Origin of the sequence: Aeromicrobium sp. Root495 (genome assembly GCF_001426755.1) — a bacterium.
Taxonomy (GTDB): domain Bacteria; phylum Actinomycetota; class Actinomycetes; order Propionibacteriales; family Nocardioidaceae; genus Aeromicrobium.
Genome location: NZ_LMFJ01000001.1, coordinates 2,284,382 through 2,303,959 on the forward strand (window position 1 = coordinate 2,284,382; position 19,578 = coordinate 2,303,959).

Annotated in this window: 28 protein-coding genes; 3 read left to right on the forward strand and 25 right to left on the reverse strand. The window is 68.9% G+C overall.

The annotated features are described in order from the left end of the window. Positions 1-90: 90 nt before the first annotated feature. From ASD11_RS11345 to infA, 8 genes are all read right to left on the reverse strand, one after another. A complete protein-coding gene (locus tag ASD11_RS11345; protein ID WP_056287215.1) occupies positions 91-2,493 on the reverse strand; it encodes a S8 family serine peptidase in 2,403 nt (800 codons plus the stop codon). Positions 2,494-2,641: 148 nt separating this feature from the next. Continuing rightward, positions 2,642-3,226, reverse strand: coding sequence for a 50S ribosomal protein L17 (gene rplQ, locus ASD11_RS11350; protein ID WP_056287217.1), 585 nt, complete (start codon positions 3,224-3,226; stop codon positions 2,642-2,644). 53 nt (positions 3,227-3,279) lie between these two features. Continuing rightward, a complete protein-coding gene (locus ASD11_RS11355; RefSeq protein ID WP_056287221.1) occupies positions 3,280-4,290 on the reverse strand; it encodes a DNA-directed RNA polymerase subunit alpha in 1,011 nt (336 codons plus the stop codon). A 60-nt stretch (positions 4,291-4,350) separates the two neighbouring features. Then, a complete protein-coding gene (rpsD, locus tag ASD11_RS11360) occupies positions 4,351-4,959 on the reverse strand; it encodes a 30S ribosomal protein S4 (RefSeq protein WP_056287222.1) in 609 nt (202 codons plus the stop codon). A gap of 38 nt (positions 4,960-4,997) precedes the next feature. Further along, on the reverse strand, positions 4,998-5,396 hold the full coding sequence (rpsK, locus tag ASD11_RS11365; RefSeq protein WP_056287226.1) for a 30S ribosomal protein S11: 399 nt from the start codon (positions 5,394-5,396) through the stop codon (positions 4,998-5,000). Between the two features lie 4 nt (positions 5,397-5,400). Next, positions 5,401-5,769, reverse strand: a complete 369-nt coding sequence (gene rpsM, locus ASD11_RS11370; RefSeq protein WP_056287228.1) for a 30S ribosomal protein S13 — start codon at positions 5,767-5,769, stop codon at positions 5,401-5,403. A 176-nt stretch (positions 5,770-5,945) separates the two neighbouring features. Next, positions 5,946-6,059: a 50S ribosomal protein L36 gene (gene rpmJ / locus ASD11_RS11375; protein WP_008361054.1), complete on the reverse strand. Its 114-nt coding sequence runs from the start codon at positions 6,057-6,059 to the stop codon at positions 5,946-5,948. A gap of 70 nt (positions 6,060-6,129) precedes the next feature. Next, positions 6,130-6,351: a translation initiation factor IF-1 gene (gene infA, locus ASD11_RS11380; RefSeq protein ID WP_007078610.1), complete on the reverse strand. Its 222-nt coding sequence runs from the start codon at positions 6,349-6,351 to the stop codon at positions 6,130-6,132. 303 nt (positions 6,352-6,654) lie between these two features. On the opposite strand from infA, the gene ASD11_RS11385 reads away from it, so the two are divergent. Continuing rightward, positions 6,655-7,923, forward strand: coding sequence for a histidine-type phosphatase (locus ASD11_RS11385; RefSeq protein ID WP_056287230.1), 1,269 nt, complete (start codon positions 6,655-6,657; stop codon positions 7,921-7,923). On the opposite strand, the gene ASD11_RS11390 is transcribed toward ASD11_RS11385, so the two are convergent. Continuing rightward, positions 7,920-8,369, reverse strand: coding sequence for an Lrp/AsnC family transcriptional regulator (locus ASD11_RS11390; protein WP_056287236.1), 450 nt, complete (start codon positions 8,367-8,369; stop codon positions 7,920-7,922). The two genes, ASD11_RS11385 and ASD11_RS11390, sit on opposite strands and share 4 nt — an antisense overlap. 152 nt (positions 8,370-8,521) lie before the next feature. On the opposite strand from ASD11_RS11390, the gene ddaH reads away from it, so the two are divergent. Both ddaH and ASD11_RS11400 read left to right on the forward strand, forming a co-directional pair. Further along, a complete protein-coding gene (ddaH, locus tag ASD11_RS11395) occupies positions 8,522-9,400 on the forward strand; it encodes a dimethylargininase (protein ID WP_082554310.1) in 879 nt (292 codons plus the stop codon). Positions 9,401-9,492: 92 nt separating this feature from the next. Further along, the gene (locus tag ASD11_RS11400) at positions 9,493-11,601 is read left to right on the forward strand and encodes a CHAP domain-containing protein (protein ID WP_056287239.1); all 2,109 of its coding nucleotides are present in this window, start codon (positions 9,493-9,495) and stop codon (positions 11,599-11,601) included. 7 nt (positions 11,602-11,608) lie between these two features. Here ASD11_RS11400 and ASD11_RS11405 read toward each other — a convergent pair whose 3' ends face one another. The 16 genes from ASD11_RS11405 to rpmC form a co-directional block, all read right to left on the reverse strand. Then, a complete protein-coding gene (locus ASD11_RS11405; RefSeq protein WP_056287242.1) occupies positions 11,609-11,971 on the reverse strand; it encodes a hypothetical protein in 363 nt (120 codons plus the stop codon). Then, positions 11,968-12,789, reverse strand: coding sequence for a type I methionyl aminopeptidase (gene map, locus ASD11_RS11410; RefSeq protein WP_200940124.1), 822 nt, complete (start codon positions 12,787-12,789; stop codon positions 11,968-11,970). Before map ends, ASD11_RS11405 begins: the two co-directional genes overlap by 4 nt. A 19-nt stretch (positions 12,790-12,808) precedes the next feature. Next, positions 12,809-13,375 carry an adenylate kinase gene (locus tag ASD11_RS11415; protein ID WP_268750704.1) on the reverse strand — a complete coding sequence of 189 codons (567 nt, stop codon included), beginning with the start codon at positions 13,373-13,375 and terminating at the stop codon, positions 12,809-12,811. After that, complete coding sequence (secY, locus tag ASD11_RS11420; protein WP_056287244.1) at positions 13,372-14,676, reverse strand: preprotein translocase subunit SecY; 1,305 nt, start codon at positions 14,674-14,676, stop codon at positions 13,372-13,374. The genes ASD11_RS11415 and secY overlap by 4 nt, the downstream gene beginning before the upstream one ends. Positions 14,677-14,847: 171 nt before the next feature. Then, positions 14,848-15,288 (reverse strand): 50S ribosomal protein L15, encoded by a 441-nt coding sequence (gene rplO / locus ASD11_RS11425; RefSeq protein ID WP_056287246.1) that lies wholly within the window; start codon positions 15,286-15,288, stop codon positions 14,848-14,850. 1 nt (position 15,289) lies between these two features. Further along, complete coding sequence (gene rpmD, locus ASD11_RS11430) at positions 15,290-15,472, reverse strand: 50S ribosomal protein L30 (protein WP_056287249.1); 183 nt, start codon at positions 15,470-15,472, stop codon at positions 15,290-15,292. Next, positions 15,472-16,089: a 30S ribosomal protein S5 gene (gene rpsE / locus ASD11_RS11435; RefSeq protein ID WP_056287250.1), complete on the reverse strand. Its 618-nt coding sequence runs from the start codon at positions 16,087-16,089 to the stop codon at positions 15,472-15,474. The genes rpmD and rpsE overlap by 1 nt, the downstream gene beginning before the upstream one ends. 40 nt (positions 16,090-16,129) lie before the next feature. Continuing rightward, positions 16,130-16,513, reverse strand: coding sequence for a 50S ribosomal protein L18 (rplR, locus tag ASD11_RS11440; protein ID WP_056287252.1), 384 nt, complete (start codon positions 16,511-16,513; stop codon positions 16,130-16,132). A gap of 2 nt (positions 16,514-16,515) precedes the next feature. Next, complete coding sequence (gene rplF / locus ASD11_RS11445; RefSeq protein ID WP_056287253.1) at positions 16,516-17,058, reverse strand: 50S ribosomal protein L6; 543 nt, start codon at positions 17,056-17,058, stop codon at positions 16,516-16,518. An 18-nt stretch (positions 17,059-17,076) separates the two neighbouring features. Continuing rightward, positions 17,077-17,484 (reverse strand): 30S ribosomal protein S8, encoded by a 408-nt coding sequence (gene rpsH, locus ASD11_RS11450; RefSeq protein WP_056287256.1) that lies wholly within the window; start codon positions 17,482-17,484, stop codon positions 17,077-17,079. 96 nt (positions 17,485-17,580) lie between these two features. Further along, on the reverse strand, positions 17,581-17,766 hold the full coding sequence (locus ASD11_RS11455; RefSeq protein ID WP_056287258.1) for a type Z 30S ribosomal protein S14: 186 nt from the start codon (positions 17,764-17,766) through the stop codon (positions 17,581-17,583). Between the two features lies 1 nt (position 17,767). Further along, positions 17,768-18,328 carry a 50S ribosomal protein L5 gene (rplE, locus tag ASD11_RS11460; RefSeq protein WP_056287259.1) on the reverse strand — a complete coding sequence of 187 codons (561 nt, stop codon included), beginning with the start codon at positions 18,326-18,328 and terminating at the stop codon, positions 17,768-17,770. Between the two features lies 1 nt (position 18,329). After that, positions 18,330-18,701 (reverse strand): 50S ribosomal protein L24, encoded by a 372-nt coding sequence (rplX, locus tag ASD11_RS11465; RefSeq protein ID WP_056287260.1) that lies wholly within the window; start codon positions 18,699-18,701, stop codon positions 18,330-18,332. 2 nt (positions 18,702-18,703) lie between these two features. Beyond that, positions 18,704-19,072 carry a 50S ribosomal protein L14 gene (rplN, locus tag ASD11_RS11470; protein WP_056287261.1) on the reverse strand — a complete coding sequence of 123 codons (369 nt, stop codon included), beginning with the start codon at positions 19,070-19,072 and terminating at the stop codon, positions 18,704-18,706. Between the two features lie 7 nt (positions 19,073-19,079). Next, entirely contained in the window at positions 19,080-19,358 is a 279-nt protein-coding gene (gene rpsQ / locus ASD11_RS11475; protein WP_056287262.1) for a 30S ribosomal protein S17, read from the reverse strand. After that, on the reverse strand, positions 19,355-19,576 hold the full coding sequence (gene rpmC, locus ASD11_RS11480) for a 50S ribosomal protein L29 (RefSeq protein ID WP_056287263.1): 222 nt from the start codon (positions 19,574-19,576) through the stop codon (positions 19,355-19,357). Before rpmC ends, rpsQ begins: the two co-directional genes overlap by 4 nt. Positions 19,577-19,578 lie beyond the last annotated feature (2 nt).

Below are 19,578 nucleotides of genomic sequence, written 5' to 3' on the forward strand. Positions count from 1 at the left end.
GCAGCACCACGCTGCCGGGGCCTTCGTCGTCCACACCGTCACAGCGCTGCTCCGCCCACGTCGCACGGGCTCGCCCCCCGTGGGTCCGGGCTACCTCGACGTGACCGTCTTGCGGGCCGACGTCTTGGGCGCGACGACGCTCGTGCCCAGGAACTTCACCCGCAGCGTGTGCGTGCCCCTGGCCAGCCTCGGCAGGGTGATCTTCTTGATGCCGTGGGCGTCGGCCGCGATGGTGGCTGTCTGGATCCGCCGCGAGCCGTCGTAGACCCCGAACGTGCCCCGCGGGTGCGTGACGCCCGGGACGTAGACGCGGGCCCACAGCGTGCCGTTGGACGTGTCGTTCACGACGGACCCCATCGTGAGCCTCGTCAGCGTCGGCACGGCGCGGTAGACCGTCACGGTCCTCGTCACCGACGAGCCGCGCGGCGCCTCCGAGGAACCTGCGTAGGCCACGCGCAGCGCATTGGCACCGGCCAACCAGCGCGTGGGGCTGATGGTGAACGACGCAGTGCCCCCGGCGGTGAGCGTCGCCGTGTCGAGGACCTCCGAGGCTCCACGCACGAGCCTCACGGTCCCGGCAGCCGGCACCCCGCCGAGCGCTGCGGTGACGTCGACCGTGGCCGGCACCCCGTACCGCAACGACGTCGGCAGTCCGCTCGTGGTCACGGTGGTGGCCTCGGGAACCACGCCGCTCGAGGTCGAGGTCCGCTCGATGAGCTCGTACGCCTGCGCGGCCGGGTGGACCGTGTAGGAGAGCCGGTGCCCGATGTCGTCGGGCCTGACGATGTACGAGGCCGACGTCGCCCCCTTGACGGGTTCACCGTCCCGCATCCACTGGTAGGCCATCGCGGTCGTGCGGGTCCACCTGCTGCTGGCCGAGACGGGCTCACCCACCACCAGGTCCCCCGACACCGTGGGGGTCCCGATCGGGGCGGGCAGCCTGGACAGGTCGAGGATCCCGCTTCCACATCGCGTCCTGGCGCAGTTGAGGTTGAGGAGGTACTCCCTGGTGCCGTCGGACAGCGAGACGGCGGAGTACTTGGAGGAGGAGCGGAACCCAGAGACCGTGGCCCGCAGGGCTTCCTCGACCCGGTTCCCGTCGGTGATGCCGAGGGAGTACATCAGGGCTGCAGCCCCGGAGACGGCCGGCGCAGCCATGCTCGTTCCCATGTACTCGGCGTAGCCGGTCCCGGTGGGGCCCCTCGACCCCGTGCCGACCGTCGAGAGGATGCCGTTCCTGGCGATGACGTCGTCGCCGCCGGCGGCGGACAGGTCGACCGTCGACCCCACGTTGGAGTAGAAGGCCCGGAAGCCCCACTCGCTGGTGGCAGCGACCGACACGGCTCCGCTGCACGAGGCCGGGACCTCGAGGTTGGCGTTGCCGAGACCGTTCCCCGCCGCGGCGACGACCACGGCCGGGATGGACCTGAAGATCCTGGAGTAGGGCACGCAGGCCTCGGCCCGTTCCTGGGACGTGGCGGCAGCCGTGCCCAACGAGACGTTGATGACGTCGGCCGGCGTGGCGTTGACCGGCACGCCCGAGACCTTCGCTCCGGAGGCCCAGGCGATGGCCGCCATGATGTCGGAGTCCCAGCCGCCGCACCTGCCCACCGCGCGCACCGGCTGGACCTTGACGCCTGGGGCGATGCCGCTGATGCCGATCCCGTTGTCGGCCTGCGCCGCGACGATGCCTGCCACGTGGGTGCCGTGCCAGGAGCTCCGCTCGAAGTCGTTGCCGCCGGTGGGGTAGCAGTACCGGTCGTTCGCGTTGATCCAGTCGCCGGGGTCGCTGGGGTCGCTGTCACGACCGTCGCCGTCGTTGGCGGTGTAGAAGCGGTGCGGATCGCCCTCCGGCAGCGGCTGGGCATCGTCTCCCTGGTCCGCCCCGATCATGTCGTAGCCCTCGACGAGCTGGTTCTTCAGGTCGGGGTGCTCCTTGCGGATCCCCGTGTCCACGACGGCCACGACCACCGCGGGGTCGCCCTGGGTGGATCGCCACACCGAGGGCGCCTTGGTGGAGTAGCCGCCAGCCGGACTGGCGTAGGCGGTGTCCCAGACGCCCTTCTGCCGTGGGAAGGAGGGGTCGTCGGGGGTCACCGGGGAGGCGACGGAGGCCTTGCGGCGGGCGTCGGGCACCGCCCACACCACGTCGTCGCGCTGCTCCACCTCGGCTGCGAGGTCCGCTGCGTCGTCGTAGCCGACCGGCTCCTCGAAGCCCACGGTGGAGATCGCGCCCGTGAGACGCTCAGCATCCACGACCTCGACCTCGGAGCCTGCGGCGGCGTCGGCGGCCCGTTCCAGCGTGGCGGACGACGTCCCGCTCGTGGTCTGCACGATGAGTCCGCGCGCCACGGGCGACGCCGCCTGCGTCAGGCCTGCGACCTTCTCCTCGGTGGACGGCAGCGTCGCGTCGGTGGCGGCCACCGCGACGGCCGGAACGGTCGTGAGGACCAGGACGCTGCAGGCGGACAGGACGAGACGACGACCGGACATGGAGCTCCTCGCGTGGGTGCGACGCACTCCCGCGTCGCTCCGGACATCCTAGACGTCGGACCGGGGAGCCCCGGCCCGGGCGAACGACGAGGCCCCCGCCACCACCTCGTGAGAGGGGCGACGGGGGCCTCGTGCGAAGCGACCTGGCTCAGGCGTCCTTGGACTCGGAGTCAGCCTCGGGATCGGCGACGGCCTCGGCCGCAGCCTCGACCTCCTCCGTGGTGGCGGGCTCGGCCTCGGCGTTGCCATCCGGCGTGCCGGCGACGACGTCGGTCTCGACGTCTCCGGGCTCACCCTCGGCGTTCACCGCGGGCGTCTCGTCCTCGACGACGGGCGCCGGAGCAGCAGCCTTGGGAGCGGCCTGCGCGGCGAAGGACTTCTCCTCCACGATCTCGATGACGGCCATGGGGGCGTTGTCGCCCTTGCGCGGCGCGATCTTCGTGATGCGCGTGTAGCCGCCCGGACGGGTGGCCATGGCCGGACCGATCTCCGTGAAGAGGGTGTGCAGGACACCCTTGTCGCGGATGACCTTGACGACCTGGCGGCGGTTGGCCACCGTGTCGTTCTTGGCCTTGGTGATGAGGTGCTCGGCGTACGGACGCAGACGGCGGGCCTTGGCCTCGGTCGTCGTGATGCGGCCGTGCTCGAACAGCGACTGAGCCAGGTTGGCCAGGATCAGACGCTGGTGCGCGGGGCTACCGCCGAGGCGGGCTCCCTTGGTGGGTGTGGGCATCGTGTTTCTCCGGATTCAGAAGGTGTGACCGGGCGATCAGTCCGAGCCGAGGCTCAGTACTGCTCGTCCTCGGCGAAGCTGGCGTCGTCGTCGTAGTCCGCGAGAGCAGCGGCCGGGTCGAAGCCGGCGGGGCTGTCCTTGAGACCGAGGCCCATCTCCTGCAGCTTCAGCTTGACCTCGTCGATCGACTTGGAGCCGAAGTTGCGGATGTCGAGCAGGTCCTGCTCCGAGCGCGTGATGAGCTCACCCACGGTGTGGATGCCCTCGCGCTTGAGGCAGTTGTAGGAGCGGACCGTGAAGTTCAGGTCCTCGATCGGCAGGGCCAGGTCGGCAGCGAGCTGCTCGTCGACGGGCGACGGGCCGATGTCGATGCCCTCGGCCTCGACGTTGAGCTCACGAGCCAGTCCGAACAGCTCCACCAGGGTGGAGCCGGCCGACGCGATGGCGTCGCGCGGCAGGAGCGACTTCTTGGTCTCGACGTCGATGACGAGCTTGTCGAAGTCGGTGCGCTGCTCGACACGGGTGGCCTCGACCTTGTAGGTCACCTTGAGCACCGGGCTGTAGATCGAGTCGACGGGCATGCGCCCGATCTCCTCGTCGCCGGTCTTGTTCTGCACGGCCGAGACGTAGCCGCGGCCACGCTCGACGACGAGCTCGATCTCGAGGTTGCCCTTGTCGTTGAGCGTCGCGACGTGGAGGTCGGGGTTGTGCACCTCGACACCTGCCGGCGGCTCGATGTCGGCGGCGGTGGCGACGCCGGCACCGGACTTGCGCAGGTACATCACGACGGGCTCGTCGATGGTGGACGAGACGACGAGGTTCTTCAGGTTGAGGATGATCTCGGTGACGTCCTCGGTGACTCCGGGGACGGTCGAGAACTCGTGCAGGACACCGTCGACCTTGATCGACGTGACGGCTGCACCGGGGATCGACGACAGCAGCGTGCGACGCAGCGAGTTGCCGAGGGTGTAGCCGAAGCCGGGCTCCAGGGGCTCGATGACGAACCGCGAGCGGAACTCGTCGACGACCTCTTCGGACAGGACAGGGCGCTGGGCGATCAGCATGTATTTCTTCCTTTCCGGCCCACCACTATTTGAGGACCGGTCTGAGGGATGAGGGGTAGATCAGATCTTCGAGTAGAACTCGACGATCAGCTGCTCCTGGATGGGAACGGTGATCTGGGCGCGGACGGGCTTCTCGTGCACGAGGATCCGGCCACGCTCGGGGTCGACGCTGAGCCACGCCGGGACGGTGTCCGAGTCGTGGGTCTCGCGCGTGACGATGAACGGCGTCGTCTCGAGGCTCTTGGGCCGGACATCGATGATGTCGTGCTTGGAGACCTGGAAGGACGGGATGTTGGTCTTCACGCCGTTGACGATGAAGTGACCGTGCGTGACGAGCTGACGGGCGTGGCGACGCGTGCGGGCCAGGCCCGCGCGGTAGACCACGTTGTCGAGACGGCACTCGAGCAGGGCCAGCAGGTTGTCGCCGGTCTTGCCGGGCTTGCGGTGAGCAGTCTCGTAGTACTTGCGGAACTGCTTCTCGAGCACGCCGTAGGTGTAACGCGCCTTCTGCTTCTCCTGCAGCTGGGTGCGGTACTCCGACTCCTTGATGCGTGCGCGTCCGTGCATGCCGGGCGGGTAGGGGCGACGCTCGAATGCGGCGTCACCACCGACGAGGTCGACGCCGAGGCGGCGCGACTTCTTCGTGAGAGGTCCGGTGTAACGGGCCATGGGTATCTAGCTCCTGGGAATCTGGGTTCAGGCAGTCGTCAGAGACGACGGTGCTTGGGAGGACGGCAGCCGTTGTGGGGGCTGGGGGTCACGTCGGAGATGGTGCCGACCTCGAGGCCGACCGCGCTCAGCGACCGGATCGCCGTCTCGCGACCCGAGCCCGGGCCCTTCACGAAGACGTCGACCTTCTTCATCCCGTGCTCCTGCGCCTGACGGCCAGCGGCCTCGGCAGCCATGCCGGCTGCGAACGGCGTGGACTTGCGCGAGCCCTTGAAACCGACGGTTCCGCCGGAGGCCCACGCGATGACGGCGCCCGAGGGATCCGTGATCGTCACGTGCGTGTTGTTGAACGTGCTCTTGATGTGGGCTTCGCCCTGAACGACGTTCTTCTTCTCCTTGCGGCGGACCTTCTTGGCGCCAGCGGTCTTGGGAGGCATGAACTCACTTCTTCTTTCCGGCGACGGTGCGCTTGGGACCCTTGCGGGTACGCGCGTTGGTCTTGGTGCGCTGGCCACGGACGGGCAGGTGCGCACGGTGACGGCGGCCCTGGTACGAGCCGATCTCCATCTTGCGGCGGATGTCCGCGGTGACCTCGCGGCGCAGGTCACCCTCGACCTGGAAGTTGCCTTCGATGTGGTCACGCAGGGCGACGAGCTGGGTGTCGTCGAGCTCGTGGACGCGCAGGTTGGGGTCGATGCCGGTGGCGGCGAGGGTCTCCTGTGCGCGGGTGCGACCCACGCCGAAGATGTAGGTGAGAGCGATCTCGATGCGCTTGTCGCGCGGGAGATCAACTCCTACGAGGCGTGCCATGAATGGCGTTCCTTCCGTTCGACACAGGTGTGGTCGTCCGCGGCGTCCCCGCTGCCTCCAGAGATCTCATGTGTCTCTGAGCAGGGCCCCGGCCTGTGTTCCGGGGGTGACCCATCGGCGTGAGCCGGTGGGAGCCGTCAGACGTTCAGTACTGCTTCGTGAAAGAAGACTCTGCTTCAGCCCTGGCGCTGCTTGTGGCGCGGGTTCTCGCAGATGACCATGACGCGTCCGTGGCGACGGATCACCTTGCACTTGTCACAGATCTTCTTCACGCTCGGGTTGACCTTCATGGATCTGAAGCTCTCTTCTGATTGAACGTGAATGTCGGTTTTCAGTTGTGGGCCGTGCAGCGAGCCGGGCTCACTTGTAGCGGTAGACGATCCGCCCTCGGCTGAGGTCGTACGGCGAGAGCTCCACCACGACCCGGTCCTCGGGGAGGATCCGGATGTAGTGCTGACGCATCTTGCCGCTGATGTGCGCGAGGACCTTGTGACCGTTGGCCAGCTCGACCCGGAACATCGCGTTCGGGAGCGCCTCAACGACTGCGCCCTCCATCTCGATGACGCCTTCTTTTTTCGCCATGAACCCCAGCTTCTTCGGTTGCTTCGTCTGATGGCCGGTGACACGCGCGCAAGCCCTGCTCCTTGGGACCGAGGTCCCGACGAAGAAGCCCAGTGAAGGGCATGGGTGTACGCGCCTGACAAGGCCGACAGGTCAGTCTAGGCCGTGAGGGCGGTCTAACTCAAATCGGAGCGGGACCGCTCGCTCGTCTGCTCGTGACCGGCCACCGCCGGTCACCCTTCCGGCTGACACTTCACCCGCCGGCCACCTCATGGTCGTCCAGCGCTGGGACCGTGGGCCGACCCGACCCCGACAGGAGCTCCCGTGCTCTCCGCCGTCCTCGCCGTGCTGGCTGCCATGACGAGCCTGCTGCCCCTCCCGGCCGGTCCGGCGCACGCCGACCCGTCGCTCGCGTCGCTCAGCCCGTACCCCGCCTCCGCACCGCGCACGGCACCTGTTCCCTCCGGGTACGAGCCCGTCTTCACGGAGTCCCTCGATCGTCACGGCTCCCGCACCACTGCGTCGCGCACCGACATGACCTTGACGCTCGCGCGGATCGCCGAGGCCCGTGCCGCCGGCGGGCTCCGGGACGACGCCGACGAGCTCGAGCGTCAGGTGAGGACGCTCCAGGCCGACGTCCGGCGGATCGGGGTGGGCGAGCTGACCCCGGTCGGCGAGGCCGAGCTCCGAGGCATCGGCGCCCGGGTGGGCCTCCGGCTGCCCGGGCTGCTCGGGCCGGCGACGCGCGTCGAGATCTGGTCCTCGGGCGTGCAGCGCGCCTCGGACAGCGCCGAGGCCTTCCGCGGCGGGCTCGCCGCCGGCGCTCCGTCCACGTCGATCGGGGAGGTCGAGGCCGATCCGCGGCTCCTGCGCTTCGACAAGACCGACGCGGAGTACGCCCGCTTCCTGGCCGACGACGTCGCCGCCACGCAGGCCATCCGCCGGGTCGCGGAGTCCGCGCCGGTGCAGGCGGCCGCGACCGACGTGCTGGAGCGGGTCTTCACCCCGGCGTACGTGTCCACGCTCGACGACCCGGCCGCAGCGGCACTCTCCCTCTGGAACCTCTATGCCATCGTGCCCGGCATGGGCGACGCGACGTCGGCAGACTTCTCGGCCTTCGTCAGTCACTCCGACGCCGTGGCCCTCGGCACGCTCCACGACGCCGACTACTTCTACCGCCGAGGACCGTCCTTCTCGGGCCAGGACGACACGTACCGTGCCGCCCGGGTCCTCCTCGACGACTTCTTCGCCGCGGTCCACCGCAGGTTGAAGGGCGGCGCCACGGCCGGGGTGTTCCGGTTCGCGCACGCCGAGCAGCTCATCCCGTTCTCGGCGCTCGTCGGCCTCCCGGGCAGCACGCAGCAGGTCACGCCCGGGCGGCCGTACAGCGCGGCCGACAACCCGTGGCGCGGCGGCCTGGTGTCCCCGCTCGGTGGCAACGTGCAGTGGGACGTCTTCCGGGACGACCGCGGCCGGGTGCTCGTGCGGGTCCTGCAGAACGAGCGCCAGGTTCCAGTGGCGGAGCGCTGCCGCCCGGCGCCCGGCACGCGCCTCTACTACCGCCTCACCGAGCTGAGGCGGTGCCTCCGCTAGACCGCGGTGGCCCCCGGCCGGTCGATCAGGCGCGACAGCACGATCGCCGTCTCGGTGTGGTCGACGTTGGCCGTCTCGATGCGGACGCGCTCCAGGGCTCGCTCCAGGTCACGCACGTCGCGCGCCACGATGTGCAGGAGCGCGTCGGCCTGACCCGAGACCGTGGCGGCCGCCCTCACCTCGGGCACGCGGCTGAAGGCGGCGCGCAGCTCGTCGGGCGAGATGGTCCCTTGGCAGTGGACCTCGACGTACGCCTCGGTGGTCCAGCCCATGTGGTGCGGGTCCACGACGGCCGTGAACCCGGCGATCACGCCGTCGCCGACGAGGCGGTCCATCCGACGCTTCACCGCCGAGGCCGAGAGGCCCACCCGGTCCCCGACCGTGGCGTACGGGGCGCGACCGTCCTCCATGAGGACGTCGATGATCTGGCGGTCCACGGGGTCCATGAATCCATTCTTGCAAGAATCCTTCACACAAGCGGCATCGACGCGGGATTCCTGATCGTCGACACCACTTTTCGGCTTCGTCGTATCGGCGCGGCGGCTCCTAGCATGGATTCGTTGCGCCGAACGTCCTCGATCGACGGCCAGGAGGCCCCATGACCCTGCTCGACTCCCCGTCGTACGTCGTCTCCCCCGACACCTCGCGCGCGCCGCTACGCACGGCCCGGACCCGCAGCTACGCGATGTGCGCACCCGAGCACTTCGCGGTCGAGTACGCCATCAACCCCTGGATGCATCCCGGCATCGCCGTCGACCGCGACCGCGCCCTCGAGCAGTGGGCCACCCTCGTGCAGACGTACCGGACCCTCGGCCACCGGGTCGACGTCGCGCCTGCCCTGCCAGGACAGCCCGACATGGTGTTCGCGGCCAACGGCGCCACCACGGTGGGGGATCGGACGTACGGCGCGATGTTCCGTCACGAGGAACGTCGCGCCGAGGCAGGCGCCTGGGCCGAGTGGCTCACCGAACGAGGGCACGACGTCACCCGCCCGGTCCAGACCAACGAGGGCGAGGGCGACTTCCTCGTCCTGGGATCCATGGTCCTGGCGGGCACGGGGTTCCGCACGAGCATCGCCGCCCACGTCGAGGCCCAGCAGGTGCTCGACCGCCCCGTCGTCTCGCTCGAGCTCGTGGACCCCCGCTTCTACCACCTCGACACCGCCCTCGCGGTGCTCGACGACGGCAACGGGGAGGCGCCCGCCGACGTCGCCTACGTCCGCCGCGCCTTCAGCCGCCACAGCCTCCGCACGTTGCGCCAGCTCTTCCCCGACGCACTCGAGGTCGACGAGGCGGACGCGCTGGCGCTCGGCCTCAACGCGGTGAGCGACGGCCGCCACGTGGTGCTCCCCGTCCAGGCCCGGGGCCTCGCGGAGCAGCTCGACACCCGGGGCTACGTGCCCGTCCCCCTCGACGTCAGCGAGCTGCTCAAGGCCGGCGGGAGCGTCAAGTGCTGCACGATGGAGCTGCACGCCTGAACCGCTTGATTTCGCGGTGGAATGCGAGCCCCAGACACCACTTCTGACCTTCCCTGCCCCACGAGTCACATTTTTCACGTAGTCTGCTCGGCGTGTCGTGGAAGAGTCTCGGGCTCGCAAGCGTAGTCTTCGCCGCCCTCCTGGTGCCGTTCAGCTCTGCTGACGGATCCACCCTGGTGTGCACCAGCTACTCGTCGTGCCGTGGGGCGGGCTACTCCGACTACGGCTACCAGAAGAACCAGGGCACCATGTACTGGCGGATGTACACGGGCACCAACTGCACCAACTACGTCGCCTACCGCCTCGTCACCACCAACGGCATGCCCAACACCCGCCCCAAGTCCGGGGTCGGCAACGCCCGCGACTGGGGCAAGGCCATGTCGTCCATCACCGACTCGACCCCCGTGGTGGGCTCCGTCGCCTGGTGGGGCAGGACCGGCAACCACGTGGCGTACGTGGAGAAGGTCGTCTCCTCGTCGGAGATCATCGTCTCGGAGTCCAACTACGGGCGAGCCTTCGACTGGCGCCGCGTCACCAAGGGATCGGGCTGGCCCGACGGCTTCATCCACTTCGCAGACCCGACGCTCGCCAACACCGCCAAGCCTGCGCTGTCGGGCTCCAAGCGCGTCGGCGCCACCCTCACCACCTCCTCCGGCACGTGGAAGCCGGCCGCCGCCGGCACCTCGTACCAGTGGCTCCTGGACGGCGCGGCCATCAAGGGCGCCACCTCCTCGTCGTACAAGCCGCTGGCCACCCAGGTGGGACACCAGCTCAGCGCCCGGATCACTGCCGTCCGCGGCAGCTACTCCAAGGCGACCGCCACCTCCTCCCACGTCACCGTGGCGCGCGGCGTGTTCGTCGCCTCCCAGAAGCCCCAGGTCGTCGGAACGGCCAAGGTCGACGTCCCGCTCACCGTCTCGAGCGGCACCTTCAGCCCGGCCCCCAGCACGAGGACCTACCAGTGGCTCGCCGACGGCGTCCCCGTCGCCGGAGCCACCTCCTCCACCTTCACGCCCGGCCCCGAGCTCGTCGACAGGACCATCACGGCGACGGTGGGCGTGCAGCGCACGGGCTACGTCAGCTCGTCGGTCACCACCGGGGCCACGGCCGAGGTCGCCGCCGGCGCCATGTCGAGCACCACGGCACCCACCGTCAACGGCACCCTTCGCGTCGACGGCACCGTGAGGGCCGCCGGAGGCGCCTGGTCCCAGACCGGCGTCACCACGGCCTGGCAGTGGCTGCGCGACGGCAAGGCCATCCCCGGCGCCACCGAGTCCACCTACTCCCCCGCGCTGGCCGACCGTGGCACGACGCTCGCCGTCAGCGCCAGCGCCTCCAAGCCCGGCTACGCCTCCGCCACCCGCACCGTGACCGCCGGCACGGTCGGCGACGGCATCTTCACCAGCACCCCCCGACCCCGCCTCAGCACCACGCCGCGGGTCTCGGCACCGGTGTCGGCCGAGCCCGGGTCCTGGGCCCCCGATGCCGCGCTCTCGTACCAGTGGCTGCGCGACGGCAAGGTCGTCAAGGGCGCCACCCGCTCCACCTACACGCCGGTCGTGGCCGATCGCGGGCACCGCCTCTCGGTCACCGTGACGGGTCGCCGCGCCGGCTACACCAGCGCCAGCAGCACGTCCGCCTCGGCACCTGTCGGCGAGGGCGTCGTGAGCTTCCGTCGCCAGCCCTCCGTCGTGGGCACGCCTCGCCTCGGCAGCAGGCTCGTGGCCGACTTCAGCGTCGCCTCGCCGTCGAGCTTCCGCGTCCACTACCAGTGGCTCCGCGACGGCGTCGCCATCACGGGTGCCACCGCCCACTCCTACGTCCAGTCGTCCGACGACCTCGGACACCGGCTCGACGTCCGCGTGCGGGTGGCGGCCGGCGGCCACACCACGGCGGGCGGCACGGGCACCGGGTCCGGACCCACACTGTCCACCCCGGCCCTGCAGGCCACCGTGACCGGCGGTCAGGGCCAGGCCGACGTCGTCGTCTCGGTCAAGGCGCCCGGGGTCTCCCCCGTCACCGGTCGCGTCCGGGTCACGATCGGCGAGCAGGCCACCACCATCGTGCTCAAGAACGGCCGAGGCCGAGCCGTCGTGACCGGGCTCGAGGCCTCCAGCAAGGCCCAGCAGGTGGGGGTCCGCTACGGCGGCAGCGCCACCGTGGCAGCCGCCCGGACCACTCGGACCACGGTCGTCCGCTGATCGCCGTCTAGGCCGACGTGTCCAGCTCCACGAGCCACTCGCCGTCGATCTTCACGACGTCGTAGGGCGCGGGGCCCTCGCCGTCACCGAGGTCGACGTCGACGGCCGCCGACTCGCCACCCTCGTCCGTCACGGTGAACGTCGCGTCCTCGAGCGACAGCCTGCCGGTCTCGAAGAGCCGTGCGATCGAGTCGACCTGCTCGCACGGGAGGTCGTCCGGACGGGTCACGAGGCTCTTGGCCTGCGTGCAGTCGCCCGACTCGTAGGCGCGGAACAGCGACTCGACCCGGTCGGCGGGTCCGGGCGCGGGGGCTTTGTCGGGTCCGCACGCGGTCAGCACCACGATCAGCCCTGCGACGAGTCGCCTCATGCCTCCAGTGTGCCGCCGAAGGGGACACCGAGCGAGGCCAGCTCGGCCGCTCCCCCGTCCTCGGCGGTGAGCACCCAGACGCCGGTGGCGGTCAGCGCGCACGAGTGCTCCCAGTGGGCAGCCCAGGAGCCGTCCGCCGTGACCACCGTCCAGTCGTCGTCGAGCGTGACGGTATCGGGCGAGCCGGCGCTCACCATGGGCTCGATCGCGAGGACCATGCCCTCGACGAGGCGCAGGCCCTTGCCCGGCCGGCCCACGTTGGGGACGTCGGGCTCCTGGTGCATCTCGGTGCCGATGCCGTGGCCCGTGAAGCCCTCGACCACGCCGTAGGGACCCGCTTCGTGGACGAAGGACGAGACCGCGTGGCCGATGTCGCCCAGGCGGTTCCCGACCTTCAGTGCGGCGATGCCCGCCCACATGGAGCCACGCGTGACCTCGCTGAGCGCCAGCGCCGCCGGGTCGACGTCGCCGACCGGCACCGTGATGGCGGAGTCGCCGTGCCAGCCGTCCACCACGGCCCCGCAGTCGATGGAGATGATGTCGCCGTCGCGCAGCACCCGCGAGCCGGGGATGCCGTGCACGACCTCCTCGCTCACCGACGCGCAGATGACGCCGGGGAAGCCGTGGTAGCCCAGGAAGTTGGAGGTGGCACCTTGCGACGCGATGAGGTCGCGGGCCAGGGCGTCGAGCTCACCCGTGGTGACGCCGGGCGCGACGGCCTGCCGCACGCCGTCCAGGGTGTGGGCGACGACCAGGCCGGCCTCACGCATGACCGCGACCTGGGCGGGCGTCTTGAGCTGCGCTCCCCGGCCGAACATCAGGTGGTCCGGTGCTCGGTCAGAGACCGAGCGCGGCGTCGATGCGCGACTGGATCTCGTCGATCGAACCCATGCCGTCGACCTCACGCAGGAGTCCGCGCTCGCGGTAGACCGGCAGCAGGGGTGCGGTCTCCGCGATGTAGACCTCCTGGCGGTGCCGGATGACCTCTTCGGTGTCGTCGGCGCGGCCACTCGTCTCGGCCCGCTTGAGCAGCCGGGCGATGAGCTCCTCGTGGTCGACCGTGAGCACGAGCACGTGGTCCAGGCCCGAGTCGAGCTCGGCCAGGATCGTGTCGAGCGTGGAGACCTGCTCGAGGGTGCGGGGGTAGCCGTCGAGGATGAAGGACTCGCGCGCGTCGTCCTGCGAGAGGCGGTCCTTCACCATGGCGTTGGTGACCTCGTCGGGGACGTACTCGCCGGCGTCCATGTACCGCTGCGCCGTCTTGCCCAGCTCGGTCTGCTCCGAGACGTTGGCCCGGAAGATGTCGCCGGTGGAGATGTGAGCTCCCTGGATCCGAGCAGCCAGCGTCGCGGCCTGCGTGCCCTTGCCCGCGCCGGGCGGGCCCATGATCAGGAGTCGGGTCACCGCAGGAATCCTTCGTAGTTGCGCTGCTGGAGCTGGCTCTCGATCTGCTTCACCGTGTCGAGACCGACGCCGACGATGATGAGGATCGTGGTTCCGCCGAACGGGAAGTTCTGGTTGGCGTTGAGCAACGCCACGGCGATCATCGGGATGAGCGCGATGAGACCGAGGTACAGCGCGCCCGGAGCGGTGATGCGGCTCAGGACGTACGCGAGGTAGTCCTGAGTGGGCCGGCCCGCCCGGATGCCGGGGATGAAGCCGCCGTACTTCTTCATGTTGTCGGCGACCTCCTCCGGGTTGAAGGTGATGGCCACGTAGAAGTACGTGAAGAACACGACCAGCGCGAAGAACGTGATCATGTAGTACGGGTGGTCGCCCTTGACGAAGTGCGTCTGGATCCACGCCGAGAACTGCGACTCGGGCTGGAACTGCGAGTACAGCGCAGGCAGGTACAGCAGGCTCGAGGCGAAGATGACCGGGATGATGCCGGCCTGGTTGACCTTGAGCGGGATGTACGTGGACGAGCCGCCGAACATGCGGCGTCCCACCATCCGCTTGGCGTACTGCACCGGGATGCGGCGCTGGGCCTGCTCCATGAAGATGACGCCGACGACGACCACGAGGCCGATCATCAGGACGATGAGGAACGTCGTCCAGCCCTTCTGCTGCTTGATGAGCCACATGGCGCCGGGGAAGGTGGCGACGACCTGCGTGAAGATCAGGATCGACATGCCGTTGCCGATGCCCCGGTCGGTGATGAGCTCGCCGAGCCACATGATCACGGCCGTGCCGGCCACCATGGTGAGCACGATGAGCAGGAAGGACAGGATGCTGTCGTTGTCGTAGAGCAGCTCACCCGAGGTCTGGCCGCCGAAGAGGTTGCCGGAGCGGGCGAGGGCCACGATGCCCGAGGCCTGCAGGATGGCGAGGCCGAGCGTGAGGTACCGGGTGTACTGCGTGATCTTGGCCTGTCCGGCCTGACCCTCCTTCTTGAGGGCCTCCAGACGAGGGATGACGACCACGAGGAGCTGCAGGATGATGCTCGCGGTGATGTACGGCATGATGCCGAGCGCGAAGACCGTCAGCTGGAGCAGCGCGCCACCGGAGAAGACGTTGATGAGGGCGAACAGGCTGGCGTTGTCGCCCGTGGAGGCGGCCTCGACGCTGTTGCGCACGTTCTCGACGTTGATGCCCGGGGCCGGCAGCGTGGAGCCGAGCCGGAACAGGACGACGATGGCCAGCACGAACAGGAGCTTGCGCCGCAGGTCAGGTGTTCTGAACGCGTTGGCGAAGGCGCTGAGCACGATCGATCCTCCTCGGTCTGGGGCTCTGGAGGAGCCCCGGCGACTCTAACAGTCAGTTCTTGCATGGATGCGGTTGCGTCCGGGTTGGGACTCCCCCGCCGGGGCCGTGAACCACGACGTGGCGCCCCACCCACCGCACTGGTGGTTGAGACGCCACGTCCCGGCTGGAGCTCAGAGCTCCGTGACGCTTCCGCCGGCTGCCTCGATCTTGGTGCGAGCCGAGCCGGAGAACTTGTGAGCGGTGACCTGGACGGCCACGCCCAGGTCGCCCTCGCCGAGGACCTTGACGAGCTGGCCCTTGCGGACCGCACCGTTGGCGACGAGCGACTCGACGTCGACGACACCACCCTCGGGGTAGAGAGCGCCGATGCGCTCGACGTTGACGACCTGGTACTCCTCGCGGAACGGGTTCTTGAACCCCTTCAGCTTGGGCAGGCGCATGTGGAGGGGGACCTGTCCACCCTCGAAGCCCTGGGACACCTGGTAGCGGGCCTTGGTGCCCTTGGTGCCTCGTCCGGCCGTCTTGCCCTTGGAGCCCTCACCGCGACCCACACGGGTCTTGGCAGTCTTGGCTCCCGGGGCGGGGCGCAGGTGATGCAGCTTGAGCGCCATGTCAGTCAACCTCCTTGAAGGTCACGAGGTGCGGGATGGTCTCGGCCATGCCACGGATCTCGGGACGGTCTTCCTTGACGACGGTGTCGCCGATGCGCTTCAGACCGAGCGAACGCAGCGTGTTGCGCTGGTTCTGCTTGCGGCCGATGCCGGAACGGATCTGGGTGATCTCGAGCTTGGCCATCACACACCCGCCTCGGCGGTCGCGTTCTGCGCCTCCTTGATGCCCTCGGCCGCAGCCTTGAGCATGGCGGCGGGGGCGATGTCCTCGACGCGCAGGCCGCGGCGCGCGGCCACTGCCTCCGGCGACTCGAGGGAGCGCAGGGCCTCCACCGTCGCGTGGACGATGTTGATGGCGTTCGACGAGCCGAGCGACTTGCTCAGGACGTCGTGGATGCCGGCAGCCTCGAGCACGGCGCGGACCGGGCCACCGGCGATGACGCCGGTACCGGGGGACGCGGGGCGCAGGAAGACGACGCCGGCCGCCTTCTCACCCGTGACGGGGTGCGGGATGGTGCCCTGGATGCGGGGCACGCGGAAGAAGCTCTTCTTGGCCTCCTCGACACCCTTGGCGATGGCCGTGGGAACTTCCTTGGCCTTGCCGTACCCGACGCCGACCTGTCCGTCACCGTCGCCGACGATCACGAGAGCGGTGAAGCTGAAGCGACGACCACCCTTGACCACCTTGGCGACACGGTTGATCGTGACGACCTTCTCGATGTAGTTGGACTTGTCGCCGCCGCGGTCGTTGCCCCGGCCGCCACGACGATCGCCGCCTCCGCGACGCTGCTGGCCGCTCATGCGACACTCCCCATCTTGGTGTTGACGTAGTTGTTGGTCATCAGAACTCCAGTCCGCCCTCGCGGGCGCCGTCGGCGAGGGCTGCGATGCGTCCGGCGTAGCGGTTGCCCGCACGGTCGAACACGACAGCCTCGATGCCCGCGGCCTTGGCACGGTCGGCGACGAGTGCGCCGACCTGCTTGGCCTTGGCGGTCTTGTCGCCACCGTCGGCACGCAGGTCCGCCTCCATCGTCGAGGCCGACACCAGGGTGCGGCCCTCCAGGTCGTTCACGACCTGGGCGACGATGTGCTTGCTCGAGCGGGTGACCACGAGACGCGGACGCTCGGCGGAGCCGTAGAGCTTCTTGCGGCCACGGATCTGACGGCGAGCACGCGACGCCTGACGCGCAGCGGTGCCCTTCGTGTGCTTGATCGAGATCGCCATGGTTACTTACCAGCCTTTCCGGCCTTGCGCAGGACGCGCTCGCCGGCGTAGCGCACGCCCTTGCCCTTGTAGGGCTCGGGCTTGCGGATCTTGCGGATGTTGGCAGCCACCTCGCCGACCTTCTGCTTGTCGATGCCGATGACCGCGAACTTCGTCGCGGACTCGACGGCGAACGTGATGCCCTCGGGGGCATCGAAGGGGACCGGGTGGCTGAAGCCCAGGTTGAGCTCGATCGCGTTGGGGCCCTTGGCCAGCACGCGGTAGCCGACGCCCACGATCTCGAGCTTCTTCTCATAGCCCTCGGTGACACCGATGACCATGTTGTTGATGAGCGTGCGGCTCAGGCCGTGCAGGGCCTTGCTGCGACGCTCCTCGTCGGGACGCTTGACCTCGAGGACGCCGTCCTCACCGCGCTCGACGGTGATGGGCTCGGCGACCGTGTGGCTGAGCTGACCCTTGGGGCCCTTGACGCTGACGTCCTGGCCCTCGATGGTGACCTCGACGCCGGACGGAACGGCGACGGGAAGCTTGCCGATGCGAGACATGTCTTCTCCCCTCCGCTCTTACCAGACGTAGGCGAGGACTTCCCCACCTACGCCCTTCGTGTTGGCCTGACGGTCCGTCAGGAGGCCCTGGCTCGTCGAGATGATCGCGACGCCGAGGCCGCCGAGCACCTTGGGCAGGTTGGTGGACTTGGCGTAGACGCGCAGCCCGGGCTTGCTGATGCGGCGGATGCCGGCGATCGAGCGCTCGCGGGAGGGGCCGTACTTGAGCGTGACGGTCAGCGTCTTGCCGACCTCGCCCTCAGCGGGCTCGGCCACGGAGAAGTCCGTGATGTAGCCCTCCTGCTTCAGCAGGGTGACAACACCCTCCTTGAGCTTGCTGTAGGGCGCGTCCACGCTGTCGTGGTACGCCTGGTTGCCGTTGCGGATCCGCGTGAGCAGATCCGCGACCGGGTCAGTCATCGTCATGTGATGTGTTCCGTTTCTCGCCGTGGTTTCCCTGCTCGTGCTCCCAGCCGGGGCTGGGGGTCGGAGCGGACCTTCGACGCCTATGGGGGTGGTGGATTACCAGCTGCTCTTGGTGATGCCGGGGAGCTCGCCGCGGTGTGCCATCTCGCGGAAGCAGATACGGCACAGGCCGAACTTCCGGTAGACGGCCTGCGAGCGGCCGCACCGCTGGCAGCGCGTGTAGCCGCGGACGGCGAACTTCGGCTTGCGAGCCGCCTTGATCTTCAGACCGGTCTTCGCCATGTCAGTTCTCCTTGTACGGGAAGCCGAGCAGCTTGAGCAGCGCGCGACCCTCGTCGTCGTTCGTGGCCGTCGTGACGACGGTGATGTCCATGCCGCGGGACCGATCGATCTTGTCCTGGTCGATCTCGTGGAACATGACCTGCTCGGTGAGACCGAAGGTGTAGTTGCCACGGCCGTCGAACTGCCGCGGGCTCAGGCCACGGAAGTCACGGATACGCGGGAGCGCGAGCGTCAGGAGACGGTCGAGGAACTCCCACATGCGGTCGCCCCGCAGCGTGACGTGCGCGCCGATCGGCATGCCCTCACGCAGCTTGAACTGGGCGATGGACTTGCGGGCCTTGGTGACCTGCGGCTTCTGACCCGTGATGGCGGTGAGGTCGCGCAGGGCGCCCTCGATCAGCTTGCCGTCACGAGCGGCCTCGCCGACGCCCATGTTGACGACGATCTTGGTGAGGCCGGGGACCTGCATGACGTTGGCGTACTCGAACTGCTCGCGCAGCGCGGGTGCGATCTCGTCCTGGTACCGGGCCTTGAGCCGCGGTGCGGTGGAGACGTCGCTCATGTCAGATCTCCTTTCCGGTCTTGGTGGAGACGCGCACGCTGCGGTGCGCTGCGTAGGAGGAACCGTCGGGACGGTTCTTGGTGACCTCGTCACGGCGGAAGCCGATGCGCGAGGTGGTCTTGTCACCGTCGGCGTCGACGACGAGCATGACGTTGGAGATGTGGATGGGGGCCTCGCGGGTGATGATGCCGCCCGTGCCCTCGCCGCCGGCCTGCGCCGACTTGGTGTGCCGCTTGATGCGGTTCACGCCCTCGACGATGACGCGGTCCTGCTCGGTGAGGACGTCGATGACCTTGCCCTCGACGCCCTTGTCGGCACCAGCGATGACCTTGACCTGGTCACCCTTCTTGATGTTGACGATCTTCTTCGCCATGTTCACAGCACCTCCGGCGCGAGCGAGATGATCCGCATGAACTTCTTGTCGCGCAGCTCGCGGCCCACGGGGCCGAAGATGCGCGTTCCACGCGGGTCGCCGTCAGCCTTGAGGATGACAGCGGCGTTCTCGTCGAACTTGATGTACGAGCCGTCCGGACGACGGCGCTCCTTGACGGTGCGCACGACGACCGCCTTGACGACGTCGCCCTTCTTGACGTTGCCTCCGGGGATGGCGTCCTTCACGGTGGCGACGATCGTGTCGCCGATCCCCGCGTAGCGCCGTCCCGAGCCGCCGAGCACACGGATGCAGAGAATCTCCTTGGCACCCGTGTTGTCGGCGATCTTGAGTCGCGACTCCTGCTGAATCATTGGTCTCTCACTTCGCCTTCTCGAGAACCTCGACCAGGCGCCAGCGCTTCGTGGCTGACAGCGGTCGGGTCTCCATGATCAGGACGCGGTCGCCGGTGCCGGCCTCGTTCTGCTCGTCGTGGGCCTGGAGCTTCACGTTGCGACGCAGGACCTTGCCGTAGCGGCCGTGCTTGACACGGTCCTCGACGTTGACCACGACGGTCTTGTCCATCTTGTCGCTCACGACGAGGCCCTCACGGACCTTGCGCGCGGTACGTTCCGTCACGTTCTCTTCCTTCTCGCTCATGCGTCCGCCTCGACGATCCCGAGCTCGCGCTCACGGAGGACCGTGTAGATGCGAGCGATCTCGCGGCGGACCGTCTTCAGACGGGCCGTGTTGTCGAGCTGTCCGGTCGCGTTCTGGAAACGCAGGTTGAACAGCTCTTCCTTGGCCTCGCGCAGCTTCTCCTCGAGCGCCTCGGCGCCCAGTCCTCGCAGCTCTGCGGCAGTTTCAGTGGCAGCCATGA

Excerpts from the sequence above, each read along its gene's own strand:
- rplR (WP_056287252.1), bottom strand. The coding sequence starts at position 16,513 with ATGGCGATCTCGATCAAGCACACGAAGGGCACCGCTGCGCGTCAGGCG.
- rplN (WP_056287261.1), bottom strand. The coding sequence starts at position 19,072 with ATGATTCAGCAGGAGTCGCGACTCAAGATCGCCGACAACACGGGTGCC.
- rpsD (WP_056287222.1), bottom strand. The coding sequence starts at position 4,959 with ATGGCCCGTTACACCGGACCTCTCACGAAGAAGTCGCGCCGCCTCGGC.
- rplQ (WP_056287217.1), bottom strand. The coding sequence starts at position 3,226 with ATGCCCACACCCACCAAGGGAGCCCGCCTCGGCGGTAGCCCCGCGCAC.
- ASD11_RS11455 (WP_056287258.1), bottom strand. The coding sequence starts at position 17,766 with ATGGCGAAGACCGGTCTGAAGATCAAGGCGGCTCGCAAGCCGAAGTTC.
- map (WP_200940124.1), bottom strand. The coding sequence starts at position 12,789 with ATGTTCGGCCGGGGAGCGCAGCTCAAGACGCCCGCCCAGGTCGCGGTC.
- rpsE (WP_056287250.1), bottom strand. The coding sequence starts at position 16,089 with ATGAGCGGCCAGCAGCGTCGCGGAGGCGGCGATCGTCGTGGCGGCCGG.
- rpsQ (WP_056287262.1), bottom strand. The coding sequence starts at position 19,358 with ATGAGCGAGAAGGAAGAGAACGTGACGGAACGTACCGCGCGCAAGGTC.
- ASD11_RS11355 (WP_056287221.1), bottom strand. The coding sequence starts at position 4,290 with ATGCTGATCGCCCAGCGCCCTGTCCTGTCCGAAGAGGTCGTCGACGAG.
- rplO (WP_056287246.1), bottom strand. The coding sequence starts at position 15,288 with ATGGCGCTCAAGCTGCATCACCTGCGCCCCGCCCCGGGAGCCAAGACT.
- rpmJ (WP_008361054.1), bottom strand. The coding sequence starts at position 6,059 with ATGAAGGTCAACCCGAGCGTGAAGAAGATCTGTGACAAGTGCAAGGTG.
- rplF (WP_056287253.1), bottom strand. The coding sequence starts at position 17,058 with ATGTCTCGCATCGGCAAGCTTCCCGTCGCCGTTCCGTCCGGCGTCGAG.
- ASD11_RS11345 (WP_056287215.1), bottom strand. The coding sequence starts at position 2,493 with ATGTCCGGTCGTCGTCTCGTCCTGTCCGCCTGCAGCGTCCTGGTCCTC.
- ASD11_RS11390 (WP_056287236.1), bottom strand. The coding sequence starts at position 8,369 with ATGGACCCCGTGGACCGCCAGATCATCGACGTCCTCATGGAGGACGGT.
- rplE (WP_056287259.1), bottom strand. The coding sequence starts at position 18,328 with ATGAGCGACGTCTCCACCGCACCGCGGCTCAAGGCCCGGTACCAGGAC.
- ddaH (WP_082554310.1), top strand. The coding sequence starts at position 8,522 with ATGACCCTGCTCGACTCCCCGTCGTACGTCGTCTCCCCCGACACCTCG.
- infA (WP_007078610.1), bottom strand. The coding sequence starts at position 6,351 with ATGGCGAAAAAAGAAGGCGTCATCGAGATGGAGGGCGCAGTCGTTGAG.
- rplX (WP_056287260.1), bottom strand. The coding sequence starts at position 18,701 with ATGGCGAAGAAGATCGTCAACATCAAGAAGGGTGACCAGGTCAAGGTC.
- rpsK (WP_056287226.1), bottom strand. The coding sequence starts at position 5,396 with ATGCCTCCCAAGACCGCTGGCGCCAAGAAGGTCCGCCGCAAGGAGAAG.
- rpmC (WP_056287263.1), bottom strand. The coding sequence starts at position 19,576 with ATGGCTGCCACTGAAACTGCCGCAGAGCTGCGAGGACTGGGCGCCGAG.
- rpsH (WP_056287256.1), bottom strand. The coding sequence starts at position 17,484 with ATGACGATGACTGACCCGGTCGCGGATCTGCTCACGCGGATCCGCAAC.
- rpsM (WP_056287228.1), bottom strand. The coding sequence starts at position 5,769 with ATGGCACGCCTCGTAGGAGTTGATCTCCCGCGCGACAAGCGCATCGAG.
- ASD11_RS11405 (WP_056287242.1), bottom strand. The coding sequence starts at position 11,971 with ATGAGGCGACTCGTCGCAGGGCTGATCGTGGTGCTGACCGCGTGCGGA.
- rpmD (WP_056287249.1), bottom strand. The coding sequence starts at position 15,472 with ATGGCCAAGCTCGAGATCACCCAGATCCGTTCCGGCATCGGCCGCAAG.